Raw genomic sequence first — 16325 nt, 5'->3', positions numbered from 1 at the left:
CGAAAAGGGGGGTGAGGTTGTAGTTTAAGTCGGGTTCGCGGGTCGTTTTGATTACGGTGTTACGCATCATCGATCTGACAAATTCACGATCTACCGCATGTTCACAGCTGAAGCCGACATCTTCTTGCGCCTCCCATAAGCTGACCAATTTCTCCAGCTGCTGTTGATAGGTGGGCGGCAATCGCTGAGCGGTGGCGACCGTCCGGTTTACCGAACCCCGCTCGGTTCGCCGCGAAGGCCTCCTGGTGGGCCCTGCTGATTGCCTTCGCCGGGATTGCGACCGCGTTGCTGATGCTGGACCATCGCTGGGTCCACAAAGGTGGAGGATGTCTCAGCCGGCTCATCGTCGGCGATCGCCCGCCAGGCGGCGCCATCGAGATCGTCATACTGGCCGTTCTTGAGCGACCAGAGAAAGGCCGCAAGGCCGAGCCCGCCAAGCATGATCGCAAGCGGAACCAGATAGACCAGGACTTCCATCAGATGGCTTCCCTCTCCCGGCGCGCGCGCAGGGCATTGAGCATGACGAGCAGCGATGAGGTGGACATCGCGGCCGCGGCGATCAGCGGGGTCACCAGGCCGGCCATGGCGACCGGAACGGCGAGCGCGTTGTAGATCACCGCGAGCCAGAGGTTCTGTCGCATCAGCCGCAGCGCCTGGCGTGAAATGGCGATTGCGGCTTGCACGGGTGCAAGCCGCTCGCCGAGAAACACCGCATGCGCCACCGACTGACTGAGGTGCGTTGCGGTGACCGGCGACATCGAGGCGTGAGCGCCGGCCAGCGCCGGCGCATCGTTCAGACCGTCTCCGACCATCAGCACCTTGTGGCCATGGCGCGCGAGCTCGTCGATGCGGGCGATCTTGTCGACCGGGGTCACCTCGGCACGCCAATGATAAATGCCGAGCGTCTCGGCAGCGGCCCTGACGGCCGGCTCCCGGTCGCCGGACAGCATCTCGACAGTCAAGCCGACCCGCTGCAGCGCAGAGACGGTGTTCGCCGCATCAGGACGGATCCGCTGCCGGACTGCAAAGACATGGCGCATCAAACCATGTCGAAACGCGACGACGGATGCCTCGGGATCGTTCTGGAGAATCTGGTTAGCCGCCTCATCGGCGCCGCACCAGGACGGCCGCCCCAGCCTGATGTCGACACCATCGACCACGCCGGAAACGCCCTGCCCCGGTACCTCCGCGATGCCCGGCAGCGGCGCTTTTGCGCCTGCCGCGCGCGCAACCGCGGCGGCGACCGGGTGCCGGCTCGAGAGCGCCAGGCGGCCGGCCAAATCGAACACATCGGCAGGGATTGAACCGGCATTTGCGACGTCGAGTTCAGGCAGAGTCAGCGTGCCGGTCTTATCGAAGATCACCCGATCGACCTCAGCGATCCGCTCGATCGCGTCACCTGCATTGAGCAACACGCCCGAGCCGAACAGGGCGCCGGAGGCCACCGTCTGAACGGCTGGGATGGCGAGGCCAAGCGCGCAGGGACAGGTGATGATGAGGACAGCGATTGCAATCACGATTGAATCGTGGAGCGTGGCGCCTGCGATAAGCCAGCCGATCATCGTCAGCAGTGCCGTGGCGTGAACGAGAGGGGCATAAAGTCGTGAGGCACGTTCGGCAAGGCGCAGATAGCGCGAACGCGATTGCAGGGCATTCTCCAGCAGCCGCGATATTTCAGACAGCAGCGTTGCCTCAGAGGCCGCCGAGACGCGCACGCGCAGCGCGCCGGACCGCACCAGCGCCCCGGCGTAGACCGCACTTCCGGCGATTGCCGTCGTTGGCTGTGTCTCGCCGGTGATCAGGCTCTGATCTATCTCGGAGCGGCCGCTGAGGACAGCGCCGTCGACGGCCGACCGCTCGCCGGGACGGAGCAGGACGATGTCACCGGGGCGGATCGCGGCGACGGGAACGGTGCGGATCTCTTCCTCGTTGACGAACTTGGTCGCGGTCTCCGCCTTCAGCGTGGCAAGATTGCCGGCAAAGGCGCGGGTGCGTCGCCGCACGTTCTGGTCGAGATAGCGGCCTGCCAGCAGGAACGCGATCAGCATGATCGCCGCGTCGAAATAGGCGTGCTCGGCATGCGTCGCCGTTTCGAACAACGACATCGCCAGTGCCAGGACGATGCCGATCGAAATCGGCACATCCATGTTGACACCGCGCGCACGCAGCGCCGCCCAGGCCGACGCAAAGAACGGCTGGGCCGAATAGGCTGCCGCCGGCAGCACGATCAGCGCGGAGAGCCAATGAAAGAAGTCGCGCTGCTCGCGCAGCATGTCACTGAGATGGCCGGACCAGACCGGCACCGACAGCATCATCACATTCATCGCCGCGAAGGCGGCAACACCCAGGCGCCGCAGCAGCGCACTTGCGAGATCGGCTTCGCGTGTCTCTGCGTCCGCCGGCTCGAACGGATAGGCCTTATAGCCGAGCTCGGCGAGACGAACGACGAAGAGCGCGGGATCCACCGCGCCCGCCTTCCACTCCAGCGCCAGGCGCCGATCGGTCAGATTGACTCGCGCCAAGGTGACATCCGGGATCTGCGATAAGTTGCGCTCGATCTTGGCCATGCAGGCGGCGCAACGGATGCCGTCGACTGCGAGATCGAGGCGCAGGAGATTCGAGCCGGACTTCTTCAGGAAGTGCGAAAAATCGATCGTCGACTGCATTGCAGCGCTCCGTCAGTTCAGGACCACACGATTGCGCGATAGGAACAGGCGCTTTCCGTCCCGGTTGGCCTCGATCACCAGCTCCCACTGTCCCGCTGCAACGCCATGCGCGATGCCGCGGTAGCTGCCGCCGCCGCCCTCGATCATCTCGAGCAGCTGGTCGGCTCTGCGAGCAGTGGGACGCTCGAGCCGGCCGAAGACCGACAATCCGGCAAGCGGCGCGCCGTCCTGCGCCTTTGCATCCAGGATCAGCCGGGCCGTCCCGTCGGCCTGGCGCTCGATATGCGCAGCGACCTTCCAATCGCGCCCGTTCTGCTGATGCGCGGCCTGGATTTCCTTCTGATAGCCAGGCTCGCACTATAGGCGCTATCGACGTCGGTCCCCGGCAGCGTGGCGATGGCAAAACGCATCATCACCGTGTTGACGCCGATCACGACGGCAAAGAAGCAGACCACGGCGATCAGGACGAAGCGCCCGGTTATCGGCCGTATGGCGGATGAAGAAATTGTCATGTCCGGTTTCCTCTGATCTCAGGGCGTGACAAAATGATCGGTGGCGGAGGTAACCTCGCCGAGCCCGATGTCGGTGATGCGGAATTTCACCGTCGCCGTCTTCTCGGCCTTCTCGCCGAAGGGTGCAGTCACCAGCACGCGCAGCTCGGTGGTGGTATCGCGTGCGAGGATAATCATCGGCCGGTCCGGCGTGACGGAATCGACGCCGACGATGTAGATTTGCGCATTGGCGGGCCCGTCGACATCGACGGCAATCACGCGATCAAAGCCGCGCTTGTTGAGGAAGCGCAGCGTATAGCCGTTGCGGATCGCGCCATCGCTGAGCTTGACCGCCACGGGGTTGCGGTCGTGCAGCACGTTGACGTCCAGCAGCGACCGCGTCAGCAGTGCACGCAGCATCACCGCGCAAACCAGGGTGATCAGCGACGCATAGACCACCGTCCGGGCACGGATCGGCTTGAAGATCTCCGTCTTGCCGGATGTCCGGCGCTGCACATTGATGTCGTTGTCGTAGCCGATCAGCCGCATCGGCCTGCCGATCCTCTGCATCACGTTATCGCAGGCATCGATGCAGAGGCCGCACTGGATGCAGCCGAGCTGCGCGCCGTTGCGGACATCGATGCCGGTCGGGCAGACCGCGACGCACTGCTTGCAATCGATGCACTCACCGATCTTCTCGCCGCCCAGCGCGCGCAGGTCTCTTCCCTTCTTCATCGAACAACGCGGCTCGCCGCGGTCGTATTTGTAGATGACGTTGAGCGCCCACTCATCGGTGAGCGCGGCCTGGATGCGCGGCCATGGGCACATGTAGAGACAGACCTGCTCCCGCGCGTGGCCGGCCAGGAGATAGGTCGAAGCCGTCAGAATGCCGATCCAGATGTAGGCGATCGCCGGCGCCTGAGCCGGCGCTGGTGAAAATCGAACCCGGCGACACCGTCAAATTCGTTGCCGCCGACAAGGGACACAATGCCGCGAGCATCAAGGGCATGCTGCCGGACGGTGCGGCTCCCTTCGTCGGCAAGAATGGCGAAGACACGAGCGTGAAATTCGATCAGGCCGGCGTCTATGGCGTGAAGTGCGTGCCGCATTACGCCATGGGCATGGTGGCGATGATCGTGGTCGGCACGCCGACCAACATCGAGCAGGCCAAGGCGGTGCCGCAGGTCGGCAAGGCCAAGCAGATGTTTGCGACGCTGTTCGAGAAACTGGAAGCCGCCAAGACCCTCTCCAAGTAGGAGAAGTCCCGTATGTCGGTCGCGCGCCTTCGCAACTATCAGGGTCCCGCAGCGCGACATCGCGTTCCGGAAGGGCGGCCACTTGTCGCGCACGACATCTGATCGCCGCCGCACGCAACCGGTCAAAATGACCGTGCAGAGCCACTGGGCTTTCAGTCAAATTTGTAGGAAGCCTGGACAAACGTGCCCCATCGCTCCATGCGGTATTTCGCAAGCGCAGGGCTCTGAACTCGGGTATCGTGCAAATTGGCGTTGTAGGTTGCATCGCTGTCCTTCTTGGTCCACATTGACCAATATCTGCCACCAACTCCGATGCTGACATTCTTGGTGAGAAAGTAGGAGAGCGCGCCTTCCACCTGAAGGCCTCCACCACCCTCTCCGCGCTGATCGTAGAAAGTTGTCTGTGGGCGGAGGAGATGGTTGTCGCGACCACTGAAATCGGTCCATGGCAGGTAAGCAACGTCGGCGCTCACGCGCCAGCGTTCAAGCACCAAAGCCTCGGCGCTGAGGCCGATGCGCGGCGCATTCCAATTGGTGTCTTGACTGCCGATGAGCTGCCCCTGCCACTGGTACGGCCCCGTGCATGGCCAGGCCGGCGAGGTCGAAGCGGTCTGCACGCAACCTATCGAATCCGACTTCTGGCCGTAGGAGGTCCATCCGACGAATGTGCCCAGCTTGTAGGTGCTGCCGCGCAGAAAATCGTAGCCGGTGTCCACCGTGAAGTACGTGAACCGTCCATTCGCCTGACTTGATAACGCGTTGACATAGGCTAAGTTCAAGATGCTCGAATCTTCGTCGTTCCGCTTTCCTTTGTTGAAGCGCCCGAGGCCGATATTGCCCTTCAGGAATATCCCCCAGGGGCTGTCAAGGCGTCCGAACAACTCGCCGGACACTCCGTCCAGTCCCTGATAGGTGAGCCTTGAAGTGGGAACGCTCTCATCTCCTGGAAACCGGGGCGGATGTATGTGGTCCCATTGGAAAGCTCCCCGGCTGAGCCAGACCCGTGAGCCGCCTTCGAGCGACCAGTCGCCTGTCGATAGAACAGGCTTGGCTACGGCGGTCGCTGTTGCCGGGTGCAGCGGCGCATCGGTCCATTCCGCCGTCGGATCGACGCCAAAATGATAGTTCAAGCCGACCTTACCAACGTGATAATCGCTGGATAGGCTGCTCGTGCTGGCGGGGATGATAGCAAGGGGCGGACGCTGCACGGTTGGAGGGGTCGCCACACGAGGGCCGCCAAACCCCATATAGTCGTACTCGAATTTGACGGACCAAGCGGGCGTGAGCTGCTGCTCAATGCCGATGCCGACGGTCCCGCCGAAACGACCATAATCGAACTGCGTCGTATGCCGCGGGAAGCCGGCAAAGGTCCCGTCTCGGAATTCGTTGTGATTGGCGATCGCACCGCGATTGTTTTGCCAAGCGGCGCCTCCTTTGACGTAGGCCAGCGTGTGGCCCTGCGGGCCAAAAGCGTAACCCACACGACCGGTTCCCGTGGCAAGGACGCTTGGACCTGCGTTGCAGGTTGCGATCACTGCAACGCTGGAGAAGGCAAGACAGGTGTTTGTGCCGTCCGAGACGGCACGGCTCGCCTCCAGTTCGACGCCGAACACCCAGCGGTCCCGCTGCCAGTTGTAGCCGAACTGTCCGCCAGCCAGGAATACAGGCGTATCAACGACGTCGCCGTAAATTGACGGGCCATAGGGATCACTGAACGACGTCCGGCCGTAGCCGCCGGCAACGTGTCCGCCGATATATCCTCCGGTCCAGCTCCACAGTTTCGGCGGGACTTTTGCTGCCGGCTGAAGATCTGTTGAATTGACCGCTCCGCTTGCAACGAGCGCAGCTGTTGCGGCCCCCCAGGTAAAAACTTCAAATCGCATCATCACCTCATCATGTGCGTCATCATCGAACGAAGGCTGATGACACACAGCCATTTGCACCCGTCCTTCCGTGGACCGAGTGCGACATCTGCTTCAGGCATGTCGCCACAGCGCACGCATCAGCGACACACCGAGATGGACATGCGTCGAAGCTCACCGCCTGCGACGGGCAGCGGGTCTCATCGCAGTCCAAAATCGTTGTGTTCCTGTTGCTGTTACGCCGCCTTACACGCAGCGTTTGCGATTGCAGGATTGAGGCCAGCACCAAGCGGCCTTGATTGCCTCTGGTTTGTCGCGCGCAATGTCACGTTCGCGATAGCTTGGCGAGCTTCGGACAAGCCGTGCGTTTGCTTTCGGACATAAGCGGCTAGAGACGCCGCTACCCGTCTCCGACCGCAGGAGTGCCTCTGCACAGTGACCATGACTCTTTGGAAGACCCGGGAGCGCTTCGACCCATTTTCGCGCGGCCCTTGTCTGTAGCGAACATCCATTTGATGCGGGAGCGTCCCGGCATCCCTCGGCCGTTCCCAAGCGGTGATCGCGCGGCGCAATGGGTTAGATCATCGATCCAGCGATAGAGGCATTTTCCTCACAAGACGCTCGATCTCGATCTCAATCATGTTGAGCCAGCTCGCACCCTTGGAGGTGTATGGGACGTCCGAGCCGCCGCAAGATCCGTCTGGCTTCGGCGAGCGGGAATGTCTGATCAGGGCGCCGGCGATGTGGGTCGATCATTATCCTGCGCCATGCCGATAGATGTCACCGGCGGCGTCTTGCCGGCGAGGATCAGACGGCAGCTTCGATCGATCATAGAACAAGGCAGCCGCACCCGGGCCAGTGGTAGCGACGCCGGCATGCAATAGCCGCGGGCCGGCCGTCCAGCGCGCAGAGCGCTTCCAGGATCTCGTCGATGGTCACCGGCGCCTTGAGCCCTTCGGGAGCCCTGAGCGACGGGCACGACCCGATCCCGGTCGCATCCGACGCCCATGAGGCCCGGATGGCGCACTTCTCGGGTGTGAGACTACACCCCGCGGGTGCTCGAATGCGACGCCGGGATGAGGGAAAGAGTTGAAATCGACAATGTTGTCGTCGGGCGCGGTCGTCGGCCGCATGGTCGCCTCCCGATCCAGGACGAGTTGCAGCATCCGCCGCGCGGGTCCTCGCGGCGGCAATTTCAGATTTTTCCGATTTCGGGACCGATCAGGCGAACCGGGATTCGATCTGTGTGACGTTGCTCGCAGCGATGCCGTCGATCGCGATGCGGCGCGGCTTCATCGCCTCGGGGATCTCCCGCTGCAGCTCGATGATGAGCAGACCGTTTTCGAAGCGGGCGCCCTTGACCTCGACATGCTCGGCGAGCGTGAACTGGCGCTTGACATTGCGCGCCGAGATGCCGCGATGCAGGTAGGTCTTCTCTTCCTTCTCGCTCTTGCGGCCCTCGAGGGTCAGGACGTTCTGCTCGACCGTCAGCGCGACCTCGTCCGGCGTGAATCCGGCGAGGGCCACCGCGATCTGGAAACGGTTCTCGTCGAGACGTTCGATGTTGTAAGGGGGATAGCTCTCTTCGGCGGTGCGCTGGACCTCGTCGAGAACGTCGAAAAGGCGGTCGAAGCCGATGGCGGACCTCCCGAGGGGAGTCCAATCATACCTCATAGCCAAATCCTCCCTGGAGCAAGATGGGTACGAGCAGGCTCTGGACACCGTCCGGCGCCGGACTCATTCGCGGGACCCCGTGAGCATCCCGATCGCCGCGGTCGCGACGCCGAAAAGATTAAGAAGGCCGGAAAAGGTTTCAAGGGGCGGCGCGAATTTTTCCCGACAAGGACTCGCGTTGATTAGCCCCTCCATCCGTTCTCCTCGGTCGCTTTGACATCTCGGATATCGTCGAACGCCGTCAACGCGAGATGACAAGAGATCACAATGCACAAGGCGCTGCTTCTGGATGCCGCAGCGATGCAGATCATGACGAGCTTCGCCGCTGCGGCCGTAATCGAGGTCAAGATGCTGAACAAAGGTTCAGACGGCGGCAAAATGGTGTTCGAGCCGGCGCTGGTGAAAATCGAACCCGGGGCCGACCTCGATGAGGAGATCGGGCAAGAGGTGATGCGCCGGCGAATGTCGGCGCCTTCAGCCGCAGAAAGAAGATCGCCTTCGAGAACGAACCGTCGCCTCTTGATTGGCATGACGCCCGGAAGCCTGGCCGGAAAATCTGTGAGCGAGTGCATTCGGCAACATCCCTTATGCGATGGCAAGATCGGGGGATGTGCGTTTCCAAGACCTGCCAACCTTAAGGCGCGAGGATGGCTGCCATTTCATCGACATGCGCATCGATCCGCTCGAGGACCTGCGCAGGCACAACATCGCGTTCCGGAAGAGCCGACCACTTGTCGCGCGCCACCGCCGCAGTCTCCGCTACTGCTGTCACCACGGCCCCTTCCGGAAGACGGCTGCGGTTTGCAAAATTGCGCCAGCGCTCCTGGGTCAGCGCCTTGAACGACTTTTCGCCGGCAAGGCTGAGCGCCATGCCGTCCTTTGGGATGTAGGGAATCGTTGAAAGCACGTCATAGACAGGCGACAGTGTTGGTGTCCGGCCATCTCCGGGATACAGCAGCGACCAATTCTTGAGGTGCATGTCACCGTTGCCGGTGAGCGCTGTCAGGGCGAGGCGTCGCACAAATTCGATAGCTGCATCGAAGGAGACGCCGCTGTTCAGCGCTGCCGCGATGTTGTGATAGGCTGCGCCGGTGTATTTCTCGGACGGATATCGGCCAAACACTTGCGCGAAATCCTCCATGTGCACGCGCGCGCCGCTAGCCTCGCGGTCGAAACGGCGGACAAGCAGGACCTTGCCCGTGGACATGGTGTTGAATTCTTCCGGGATGCCGGCAAACTCTGATCTGTCGACGAGTTCGCGGGCGGGCACGTCCATCCCCAGCGCTTCCGCAAGGGCGAGGATTGCGAATTCGTTCTCCGATAGGCCGATGTGCGTGAGCGAGGGAAATTTCGCGATGTACTGCCCTTGCTCGTCGTCCACGGCGAGCGTGATCCCGCCTTCCTTTCCCGTGTTTTTCATGACCGACAGTTTCATCTGCACGCCGGCGAGCGAAAAGCGCGCCTTCTTGTTGCCCTCCGCTTCCGAACCAATGGGAACGGGGATGCCGTCACTTGGCAGCGCGCGCACCGCGCCGGGCAGATTGGTTCCCAGAGCTGCGAGCAGATCGAAATCGTTGCCCGGCCTGACTGACGCCGCGTGGTGCTTTTCCATCGCCTCGCGCAGCTTCTCTTCGGGCAGCAGGTTTGCAAAGAACGGTGGAAGTGCTCCGCGGATCGGTTTCGGGTCCCTGCGAAGGCCGCCATCGATCGATCGAAGCGACAGGCTGAAGATCGGCGGGTTGTTCAAGCTCCGATAAGAAGGCAAGAGGTTGAACGCGTTGTAGTCGCCCGGCGTCCGGACGAGGGTGCCGACCGGAAGATTGTTCAACGAGATATCGAGCGACTGGATACGCTCGGCGGCGTGGGGTGTCGCGCTCATGATCCTTCCTCGTCTTCGACATCCGACGTGAACGCAGGGCGATCATCATCACTATCCGCAGGCTGGAGCATCGACTGAACAGCGGGCACCATCGCCTGCGGGATCAGCATCACCTCCATGCCAAGTGCGCGTGCGACGTTGACAAGTGTGGTTGCACGGGCGGCGGCAGCCCCCGTTTCGATGTCCCGATAGCGAGGCCTGCTGATATTGGCCCGCTGGGCGATTTGCTGCTGCGACAAGCGAGCGGCCAAGCGCGCCTTGCGAAAGCGCAGGCCAAGGTCCTTGAGGAGCGGATCCGGCGCGCGCGACATGATATGTTCTCGATTCATTCAAGAGTTAAATGATACGTATACAGTTCACAGGAACTTTCGTCAATTTGATATGTCTACGTATCTTCTGGATCGTCAATGATCCCTAAACGAGTCTTTTGCAGGAAGAGCCGATGCTCTCAGTTCCCTGGTGGTTCTCCCGCCCCAGGAAGGGTGATGATGGCTTCTGAGCCCCTTCACGGCGCTACCCACGGGGCTGATGGGAACCCGAAGCGCCATTCACCCTTTGGCAATTGGCCAGGTTACTAGGCCCTGGCGCTCGGTCGATCTTTCCGGCTGCGCCCGTAGCGGCCTGCATTTCCAAGACCGCAACTGATGGAATTGAAGCGCCCTTCGATGCCTCCGATCCCATGCATCAAGTTTGGTCTTCCGCAGTGAACCTGGTCTGCTGGATGATCTGATCCAGACAGTTCCTGCGCCCGCTCGGTAGGAGAGCGGGGACGGCTTTCCGTCTCGCTCGCTTTCGACAGCACGCTCGCCATCCAACAGGATGACGTGGCCGGCGATTTTTGCGAAACGAAGCCGATCAGGTGATGCAGGATATGCGCGATGCTCTTGCACCGGAGGAAACCGTGTGACCGCCTTCATCACCGCCAATTCTCGCTTGCCGGTGCCGTCGGCGCGAAAAGCGGCGCCCGGCCTCAGTCCCGAGTGCAATTCTTGGCGGACAGCACCCGTTTCATCCCGGAAAGCTCGAGAATATCGCCACCGTCCAGGAGTGCCTTCATGGCTCCCGCTTCCTTCCCGTCACGTGCGGCTGCGATTTTCACGACCGCGGCGCTGGTCGCCTTCGGCACGACCATCACGCCGTCATCATCCGCACTGACGATGTCGCCCGGCTGGACGGCAACACGCCAATGACCATCGGCTGATTGATCGTCCCGAGCGTCTCCTTGACGGTGCCCTTCGTGAAGAGCCCATAGCTGAACACCTTGAAGCCGAGCTTGCAGATCGCCGGCCCGTTGCGCCGACAGTGTCTTGCAAGAACAAGTCGCTGATTTTGCAAAATTTTTTATGTTGTTGAATTTATTTGATCGAGTGGGATGAAAACGTGCCGCAGGCTCGCCTACCCGAATGAGATTCAGCTGTTCGCCAACCCGATGGGGGCGCGGGCATTGGAATGCCTCGATCAAGGCGGTGAAGAATGCAAAAACGACCGGAGTGGGTGGACGACATCGATTGGGACGACCTCTATCCAAGAGTCCTCGCTGTCGCCTATCGGATGAGTGTCGGTCGAGCGAACAGGCGGCACGAAGCCGAACAACTTGCGCAAGAAGCTATCACGCGGAGCTTCACAACCAGAACGGTTGATTTAAAGAAGTATGAGCTCTTCGTCTATCTCGTCGGCATCATGCGAAGCATTCGCAGCGATCAGATGAGGTCACCAGGCGCAAGGTTGTTCGATTTCGATGATGAAGCGGTGATCCGCTTCCCCGCGCGTCCCACTCAAGACGACGCGCTGTCGATCACGAGTCTTTCGCAACTCATCGAACAACAGGACCCGGGGGCCAACCAAGTGGCGATGCATATGCTCACAGGCCTCAGAACCTCGCGTGAAATAGCCGAGGCCATGAGTGTTTCTCCTCAAAAGGTGGACGCGCTCAAGAAGAACTTGCGCCGCATCATTCTGGAGCTTGGAGCGAACGACTTGCGCGTCAACCGTAAGCCGCCGTCTGGCACCAAGATCGCTGATCTGGAGGAGTAAACATGAATAAATCGCTGATCGAAACGATCTTGGCTCGCCTCGACGCGAACCCGCCGGAAGATCATACGGATGTTCTCGATTATCCGGACGCCGTCATTCGAGAGGAACTGCGAGCCGCGGGACTGCGCCCCGAAATGCCGCAGGCCTTGCGCGAGCTGACGGGAAAGTCTCAGGGCGATCCGAAGCCTCGGGGAGAATTCCACCCACATGGGCGGTTCGGCGCTGCTGCAGACTCGATTGCGCGCTTATTCACGACGCGATGGTGCTTGCGTCTAGGGTTTGGAATAGCTGGCGTCGCGCTCGTTGTAAGCACGATTACGATGATCGAATTCTCGCTCCAGTTGCGAGCAGAAGTTGCCGAGATGCACTGGATCAACCAGTCCCTTAAGCCTGCGCGCTCGGAATCACTAGCAGATGCCGTCGCCTCGTTTGTGAGGCAGCAAAGGGACGTCACAGCAGAGCTCAAGAACAGGCAAAATGAGATTTCCGAGATCGCCTTACAGATCAAGACCGCGCGGGCTTCCTTTGCCAATCGGGAAGGACAGATCATGTTCTCCCCTCTGGCAATCCAAGAAACTCAAGCCTCTGGAATGAAGGATCGGACATTGTCTTTGGCTCATGCCATGCCATCCACATCGAAGGTCATCGAGATGCCAAGATTGAATCGCGACGTTAACTCGTCCATCGACCTCGAGAAACTCGGATATATGAGCAGCGTTCGGTGCTCGCCATTGCCAACCAATACCGACAAAATCCAGCCCTGAGAGCTAGCAATCAAGCCGGCGAGTGCACTCTCACTCGCCCGCTTCTTCTAAATGCCCACCGCATGAGCAATCGCCATCGCGAAGTAGATCAGTGCGATGGCAGCGTAACTCGCGCAGATGATCAGGGTCTCCTTGTTCATTCTCTGGCTCCTTGCTCATTCGATTCGTTCGCCGCCGATTGGCCGGTCGCAACGTGAGCTTTGTTTGAAAACCGCCAATGAACCCAGGCGACGACCAAATAGATGACCGAAATTGCGATATATCCTTGCGCCTCAAGCATCCAAAACGCCTCCATCAAAGCCTGTCGTTACTCAGTAAGGCGAGCCAGGTTCAGGATTTCGGATCGCGCGACGCGCGATTGCTCAAGGAAAGCAAATTGCAATTTCAAATGAGATGTTCGCACCGCGGCTCCCGACTGGCGCGAGATTCCCATCTTGAGTCGATTTTAGTTCACCTCATGCTTCGCCAATTTCCCAAAACCACCGTAACCGACATGAGGCCGCCACCTCGTCATCGCGCGGTTCGCTTGGGATGCAGGCTGGCATGAGCTGATGGGAGGAGGTGAAGCGATGGCAAATGCCATGCTTGATGCCAGGCAGGAAGGTGAGGCGCTTGGGTGACGGAAACAGGTCGTTTCTGTGCAGAGCCGAAGACGATCGGCGGACCCGCATCGCGCGTCGACGGAACAGATCTGCGTCACCGACGGGACAATAGTGTTGCGCAGCGTGTCGCATCGATGACGCGCCCCGCTCCGCCTATTCCAAGAAATCCAGCACTTCTCCCCTTGGCACGTATGTTGCTGAGCGGACTCAAGCGGTGGCCGTGCCTGATGATCGGGCCATGTCGTCACAGCCAAACCGCAAAAAGCCCCGCCGCGCCAGGGAAAGGAGATGAGCGATGACTGAGGCACTCACACTCAACAAGATTACAAGCCAGAAGGGCATCAGTATCGGGGAGGCGACGCGCCTCATCGCCGATCTGGGCTGGACCCCGTCCTATGTGCAGGACGCGATGGCGTTCCCGACCGACTACAAGATCAGCAAGGCGCCGCGCGACCCGATGAAGCAGGTGCTGCGTTCCTATTTCCCCATGCAGGAAGAGAAGGACAATCGCGTCTATGGCGCGCTCGACGCAGCCTTGCGCGGCGACATGTTCCGCAACGTCGAGCCGCGCTGGATTGAATGGATGAAGCTGTTCCTGGCGATCATCCCCTTCCCCGAGATCTCGGCCGCCCGAGCAATGGCGCCGCTCGGGCAGCTCGCCCCCGGCGATCATCTGCGCACCGGCTTCACGATGCAGATGGTGGACGAGTTCCGGCACTCGACCATCCAGATGAACCTCAAGAAATGGTACATGGAGAATTATATCGATCCGGCCGGGTTCGACATCACTGAGAAGGCGTTCGGCAAATGCGCTGCGACGACGATCGGGCGGCAGTTTGGCGAGGCCTTCCTGACCGGTGATGCGATCACCGCATCGAATATCTATCTCCAAGTCGCCGCCGAGACGGCGTTCACCAACACGCTGTTTGTGGCGATGCCGTCGGAGGCCGCACGCAACGGCGACTACGCGTTGCCGACCGTGTTCCTCTCGGTCCAGAGCGACGAAAGCCGCCATATCGGCAACGGCCATTCGATGCTGATGTCGGTACTGAAGGAGCCAGATAATCATCTGCTGTTGGAACGCGATATTCGTTATTCCTTCTGGCAGAACCACATGTTCGTTGACGCGATGATCGGTACGATCATCGAATATGGCACCAAGAATCGCGACAAGAATAAGGAGAGCTACGCGGAGCTGTGGCACCGCTGGATCTTCGAGGACTATTATCGCACTTATATGCTGCCGCTCGAAAAATACGGCATCAAGATCCACCACGACGACGTCCATGAGGCGTTCGATTCGATCGTCAAGAAGGGCTATGTCCACAAGGTCGCGCAGGCCATCTCGGCCGGCTGGTGGGCGAATTTCTGGCGGATCGAGGCGCAGACCGAGCGCGATTTCGAATGGTTCGAGGCCAAGTATCCGGGCTGGTACGACGAGTTCGGCGCCTGGTGGGAGAATTACGAGAAACTCTCCAAACCCGGCAGCGAGATCATCACCTTCGCCGACACCGGCTACGTTTATCCGCATCGCTGCTGGTCGAGCCTGGTGCCATGCGTCGTCCGCGAGGACTTCTGCGTCGACGAGGTGGACGGCGAGCTGTTCACCTATGCCAGCGAGGTCGACCGTTGGACCCACAAGGAAGCGTTCGCCGCCGAATATCAGGGCCGTCCGACCCCAGCGATGGGCCGCTTCTCGGGCCGCCGCCAGTGGGAAGAAATCTATGACGGCTGGGATCTCGCCGACGCCATCGTTGACATGGGCTTCGTGCGTCCTGACGGCAAGACGCTGATTGCTCAGCCGCACATGTCGTTCGAGGAGAAGGACATGTGGACCCTTGACCATGTCCGAGGCCACACCATCCGCAGCCCGCTGCTCGCGCTGCGCGAACTGAAGCCCGAGGCGCGGGCCAAACATGTCGAGGACTATCGCAAGGGTTTCAAGATCCGCCGAATCTGACCCCCACCGGCGGCCGGGGAGGTGGTGTCGCCGCCTCCCCCGGCATCCGCTGCGACTGCCTCACGGAGAATGATCATGGGACAGGAAATGCCTCAGCGCAGGCCGGCGGTGCACAAGGTGCGCCTCGAGCCGGTCGGGGTCGAGATGGAAGTGGAGGAAGGTGAGACCGTCCTCGACGCAGCCTTCCGCCAGGGCGTCACCCTGCCGCACGGCTGCAAGGAAGGGCAGTGCTCCGCGTGCAAATGCATCCTCAACGAAGGGGATGTCGAGATGCTCAAATATTCGACCTTCGCGCTCTCCGACCCGGAGAAGGAAAGCGGTCAGGTCCTGCTGTGCCGGACGCTCGTCTATAGCGACGTCGAGGTCGAGCTGCTCAACTATGACGAGGACCTGCTGTCGCGCTCGATCGCAGTCAAGGCGTTCAACGGAAAGCTGGCGAGCGTCGAGCCGCTGACGCACGACATCGTTCGCATCGCGATCGACCTAGACGAGCCGATGAAGTTCCGGGCCGGACAGTTTGCGGACCTGACGCTTCATGGCGCGGAGATCACGCGCTCCTATTCGATGGGCAATCCACCGAGTGAGCCCGATCGCCTGGAGTTCATCATCAAGCGTTATCCCGGCGGTGCCTTCTCGACCGCGATCGGCGAGGCGAAGATCGGTGATCCGATCACGGTGAAGGGGCCTTATGGCTCTTGCTTCCGTCGCGAGCAGCGCGACGGGCCGATGATCCTGGTCGGCAGCGGATCGGGCATGGCACCGTTGCTGTCGATCCTGCTCGACCAGGCGGCAAGCGGCGAGACGCGCCCGGTTCGCTTCTTCTACGGCGCCCGGACAACGCAGGATCTGTTCGCGCTCGACGTCTTCGCCGACCTTGAAGCGCGGATGCCCGACTTCAAGTTCATTCCCGCCTTGTCACATGTCGAAGCGGATTCGGAGTGGAACGGCGAAACCGGATTCATCCACGACGTGCTGCGCCGCCACCTGCTCGACATGGAGAATATCGAGGAGGCGGACGCCTATAGCTGCGGTCCACCGCCGATGATCGATGCCGCGCTGCCGATCCTGCAAATGGCCGATATCGACCCGGCCAGGATGTATTCCGACAAGTTCACGCCCGCCAGCCAAGCATGAGGC

General features: G+C 61.0%; 13 protein-coding genes and 3 pseudogenes. 6 read left to right on the top strand and 10 right to left on the bottom strand.

The genetic code is table 11. From position 1 onward, the window contains the following. Positions 1 to 330: 330 nt before the first annotated feature. The 3 genes and pseudogenes from ccoS to A3M7_RS0119280 form a co-directional block, all read right to left on the bottom strand. A pseudogene (ccoS, locus tag A3M7_RS50565) lies at positions 331 to 477 on the bottom strand (cbb3-type cytochrome oxidase assembly protein CcoS); the annotation flags it as partial. Then, entirely contained in the window at positions 477 to 2666 is a 2190-nt protein-coding gene (locus tag A3M7_RS0119285) for a heavy metal translocating P-type ATPase (RefSeq protein ID WP_027545376.1), read from the bottom strand. The gene A3M7_RS0119285 and the pseudogene ccoS, both read right to left, overlap by 1 nt. A gap of 12 nt (positions 2667 to 2678) precedes the next feature. Beyond that, positions 2679 to 3100: pseudogene (locus tag A3M7_RS0119280) on the bottom strand (FixH family protein). Between A3M7_RS0119280 and A3M7_RS51050 the strand changes: the two are divergent. Beyond that, positions 3063 to 3194 (top strand): hypothetical protein, encoded by a 132-nt coding sequence (locus A3M7_RS51050; protein ID WP_256374875.1) that lies wholly within the window; start codon positions 3063 to 3065, stop codon positions 3192 to 3194. The pseudogene A3M7_RS0119280 and the gene A3M7_RS51050 overlap by 38 nt on opposite strands. 2 nt (positions 3195 to 3196) lie before the next feature. Here the strand turns inward: A3M7_RS51050 and A3M7_RS44595 are convergent. Then, a pseudogene (locus A3M7_RS44595) lies at positions 3197 to 4078 on the bottom strand (4Fe-4S dicluster domain-containing protein); the annotation flags it as partial. An 11-nt stretch (positions 4079 to 4089) separates the two neighbouring features. Between A3M7_RS44595 and A3M7_RS44590 the strand changes: the two are divergent. Next, positions 4090 to 4413, top strand: a complete 324-nt coding sequence (locus tag A3M7_RS44590) for a pseudoazurin (RefSeq protein ID WP_049823553.1) — start codon at positions 4090 to 4092, stop codon at positions 4411 to 4413. A gap of 152 nt (positions 4414 to 4565) precedes the next feature. Here A3M7_RS44590 and A3M7_RS0119265 read toward each other — a convergent pair whose 3' ends face one another. The 6 genes from A3M7_RS0119265 to A3M7_RS48680 form a co-directional block, all read right to left on the bottom strand. Next, on the bottom strand, positions 4566 to 6350 hold the full coding sequence (locus A3M7_RS0119265; RefSeq protein WP_245284279.1) for an outer membrane beta-barrel protein: 1785 nt from the start codon (positions 6348 to 6350) through the stop codon (positions 4566 to 4568). 1146 nt (positions 6351 to 7496) lie between these two features. Next, positions 7497 to 7949: an Hsp20 family protein gene (locus tag A3M7_RS0119260; RefSeq protein WP_027545374.1), complete on the bottom strand. Its 453-nt coding sequence runs from the start codon at positions 7947 to 7949 to the stop codon at positions 7497 to 7499. A gap of 182 nt (positions 7950 to 8131) precedes the next feature. Then, positions 8132 to 8521, bottom strand: coding sequence for a hypothetical protein (locus A3M7_RS51280; RefSeq protein ID WP_084302299.1), 390 nt, complete (start codon positions 8519 to 8521; stop codon positions 8132 to 8134). A gap of 62 nt (positions 8522 to 8583) precedes the next feature. Beyond that, a complete protein-coding gene (locus tag A3M7_RS0119245) occupies positions 8584 to 9828 on the bottom strand; it encodes a type II toxin-antitoxin system HipA family toxin (protein ID WP_027545373.1) in 1245 nt (414 codons plus the stop codon). Beyond that, entirely contained in the window at positions 9825 to 10139 is a 315-nt protein-coding gene (locus A3M7_RS0119240) for a helix-turn-helix domain-containing protein (protein WP_027545372.1), read from the bottom strand. The genes A3M7_RS0119245 and A3M7_RS0119240 overlap by 4 nt, the downstream gene beginning before the upstream one ends. 659 nt (positions 10140 to 10798) lie before the next feature. Then, positions 10799 to 11290, bottom strand: a complete 492-nt coding sequence (locus tag A3M7_RS48680; RefSeq protein WP_156936933.1) for a hypothetical protein — start codon at positions 11288 to 11290, stop codon at positions 10799 to 10801. Positions 11291 to 11301: 11 nt separating this feature from the next. Between A3M7_RS48680 and A3M7_RS0119225 the strand changes: the two genes are divergently transcribed. The 4 genes from A3M7_RS0119225 to A3M7_RS0119205 all read left to right on the top strand — a co-directional run bounded on the left by A3M7_RS0119225 (position 11302) and on the right by A3M7_RS0119205 (position 16322). Beyond that, positions 11302 to 11862, top strand: a complete 561-nt coding sequence (locus tag A3M7_RS0119225) for an RNA polymerase sigma factor (protein ID WP_027545370.1) — start codon at positions 11302 to 11304, stop codon at positions 11860 to 11862. A gap of 2 nt (positions 11863 to 11864) precedes the next feature. After that, complete coding sequence (locus A3M7_RS0119220) at positions 11865 to 12626, top strand: hypothetical protein (protein ID WP_027545369.1); 762 nt, start codon at positions 11865 to 11867, stop codon at positions 12624 to 12626. An 897-nt stretch (positions 12627 to 13523) separates the two neighbouring features. Further along, entirely contained in the window at positions 13524 to 15188 is a 1665-nt protein-coding gene (locus A3M7_RS0119210; RefSeq protein WP_027545368.1) for a methane monooxygenase, read from the top strand. A gap of 75 nt (positions 15189 to 15263) precedes the next feature. Then, positions 15264 to 16322, top strand: coding sequence for an NADH:ubiquinone reductase (Na(+)-transporting) subunit F (locus A3M7_RS0119205; protein ID WP_027545367.1), 1059 nt, complete (start codon positions 15264 to 15266; stop codon positions 16320 to 16322). The last annotated feature ends 3 nt before the right edge of the window (positions 16323 to 16325 follow it).

This window comes from Bradyrhizobium sp. WSM2254 (assembly GCF_000472645.1).
Lineage (GTDB): Bacteria > Pseudomonadota > Alphaproteobacteria > Rhizobiales > Xanthobacteraceae > Bradyrhizobium > Bradyrhizobium niftali.
The sequence above is the reverse complement of the archived record's forward strand: the minus strand, read 5'-3'. Positions and strand labels throughout refer to the sequence as shown.

Excerpts from the sequence above, each read along its gene's own strand:
- A3M7_RS0119205 (WP_027545367.1), top strand. The coding sequence starts at position 15,264 with ATGGGACAGGAAATGCCTCAGCGCAGGCCGGCGGTGCACAAGGTGCGC.
- A3M7_RS51280 (WP_084302299.1), bottom strand. The coding sequence starts at position 8,521 with ATGCACTCGCTCACAGATTTTCCGGCCAGGCTTCCGGGCGTCATGCCA.
- A3M7_RS0119225 (WP_027545370.1), top strand. The coding sequence starts at position 11,302 with ATGCAAAAACGACCGGAGTGGGTGGACGACATCGATTGGGACGACCTC.
- A3M7_RS0119260 (WP_027545374.1), bottom strand. The coding sequence starts at position 7,949 with ATGAGGTATGATTGGACTCCCCTCGGGAGGTCCGCCATCGGCTTCGAC.
- A3M7_RS0119245 (WP_027545373.1), bottom strand. The coding sequence starts at position 9,828 with ATGAGCGCGACACCCCACGCCGCCGAGCGTATCCAGTCGCTCGATATC.
- A3M7_RS0119265 (WP_245284279.1), bottom strand. The coding sequence starts at position 6,350 with ATGGCTGTGTGTCATCAGCCTTCGTTCGATGATGACGCACATGATGAG.
- A3M7_RS0119285 (WP_027545376.1), bottom strand. The coding sequence starts at position 2,666 with ATGCAGTCGACGATCGATTTTTCGCACTTCCTGAAGAAGTCCGGCTCG.
- A3M7_RS51050 (WP_256374875.1), top strand. The coding sequence starts at position 3,063 with ATGGCAAAACGCATCATCACCGTGTTGACGCCGATCACGACGGCAAAG.
- A3M7_RS0119220 (WP_027545369.1), top strand. The coding sequence starts at position 11,865 with ATGAATAAATCGCTGATCGAAACGATCTTGGCTCGCCTCGACGCGAAC.
- A3M7_RS0119240 (WP_027545372.1), bottom strand. The coding sequence starts at position 10,139 with ATGTCGCGCGCGCCGGATCCGCTCCTCAAGGACCTTGGCCTGCGCTTT.
- A3M7_RS0119210 (WP_027545368.1), top strand. The coding sequence starts at position 13,524 with ATGACTGAGGCACTCACACTCAACAAGATTACAAGCCAGAAGGGCATC.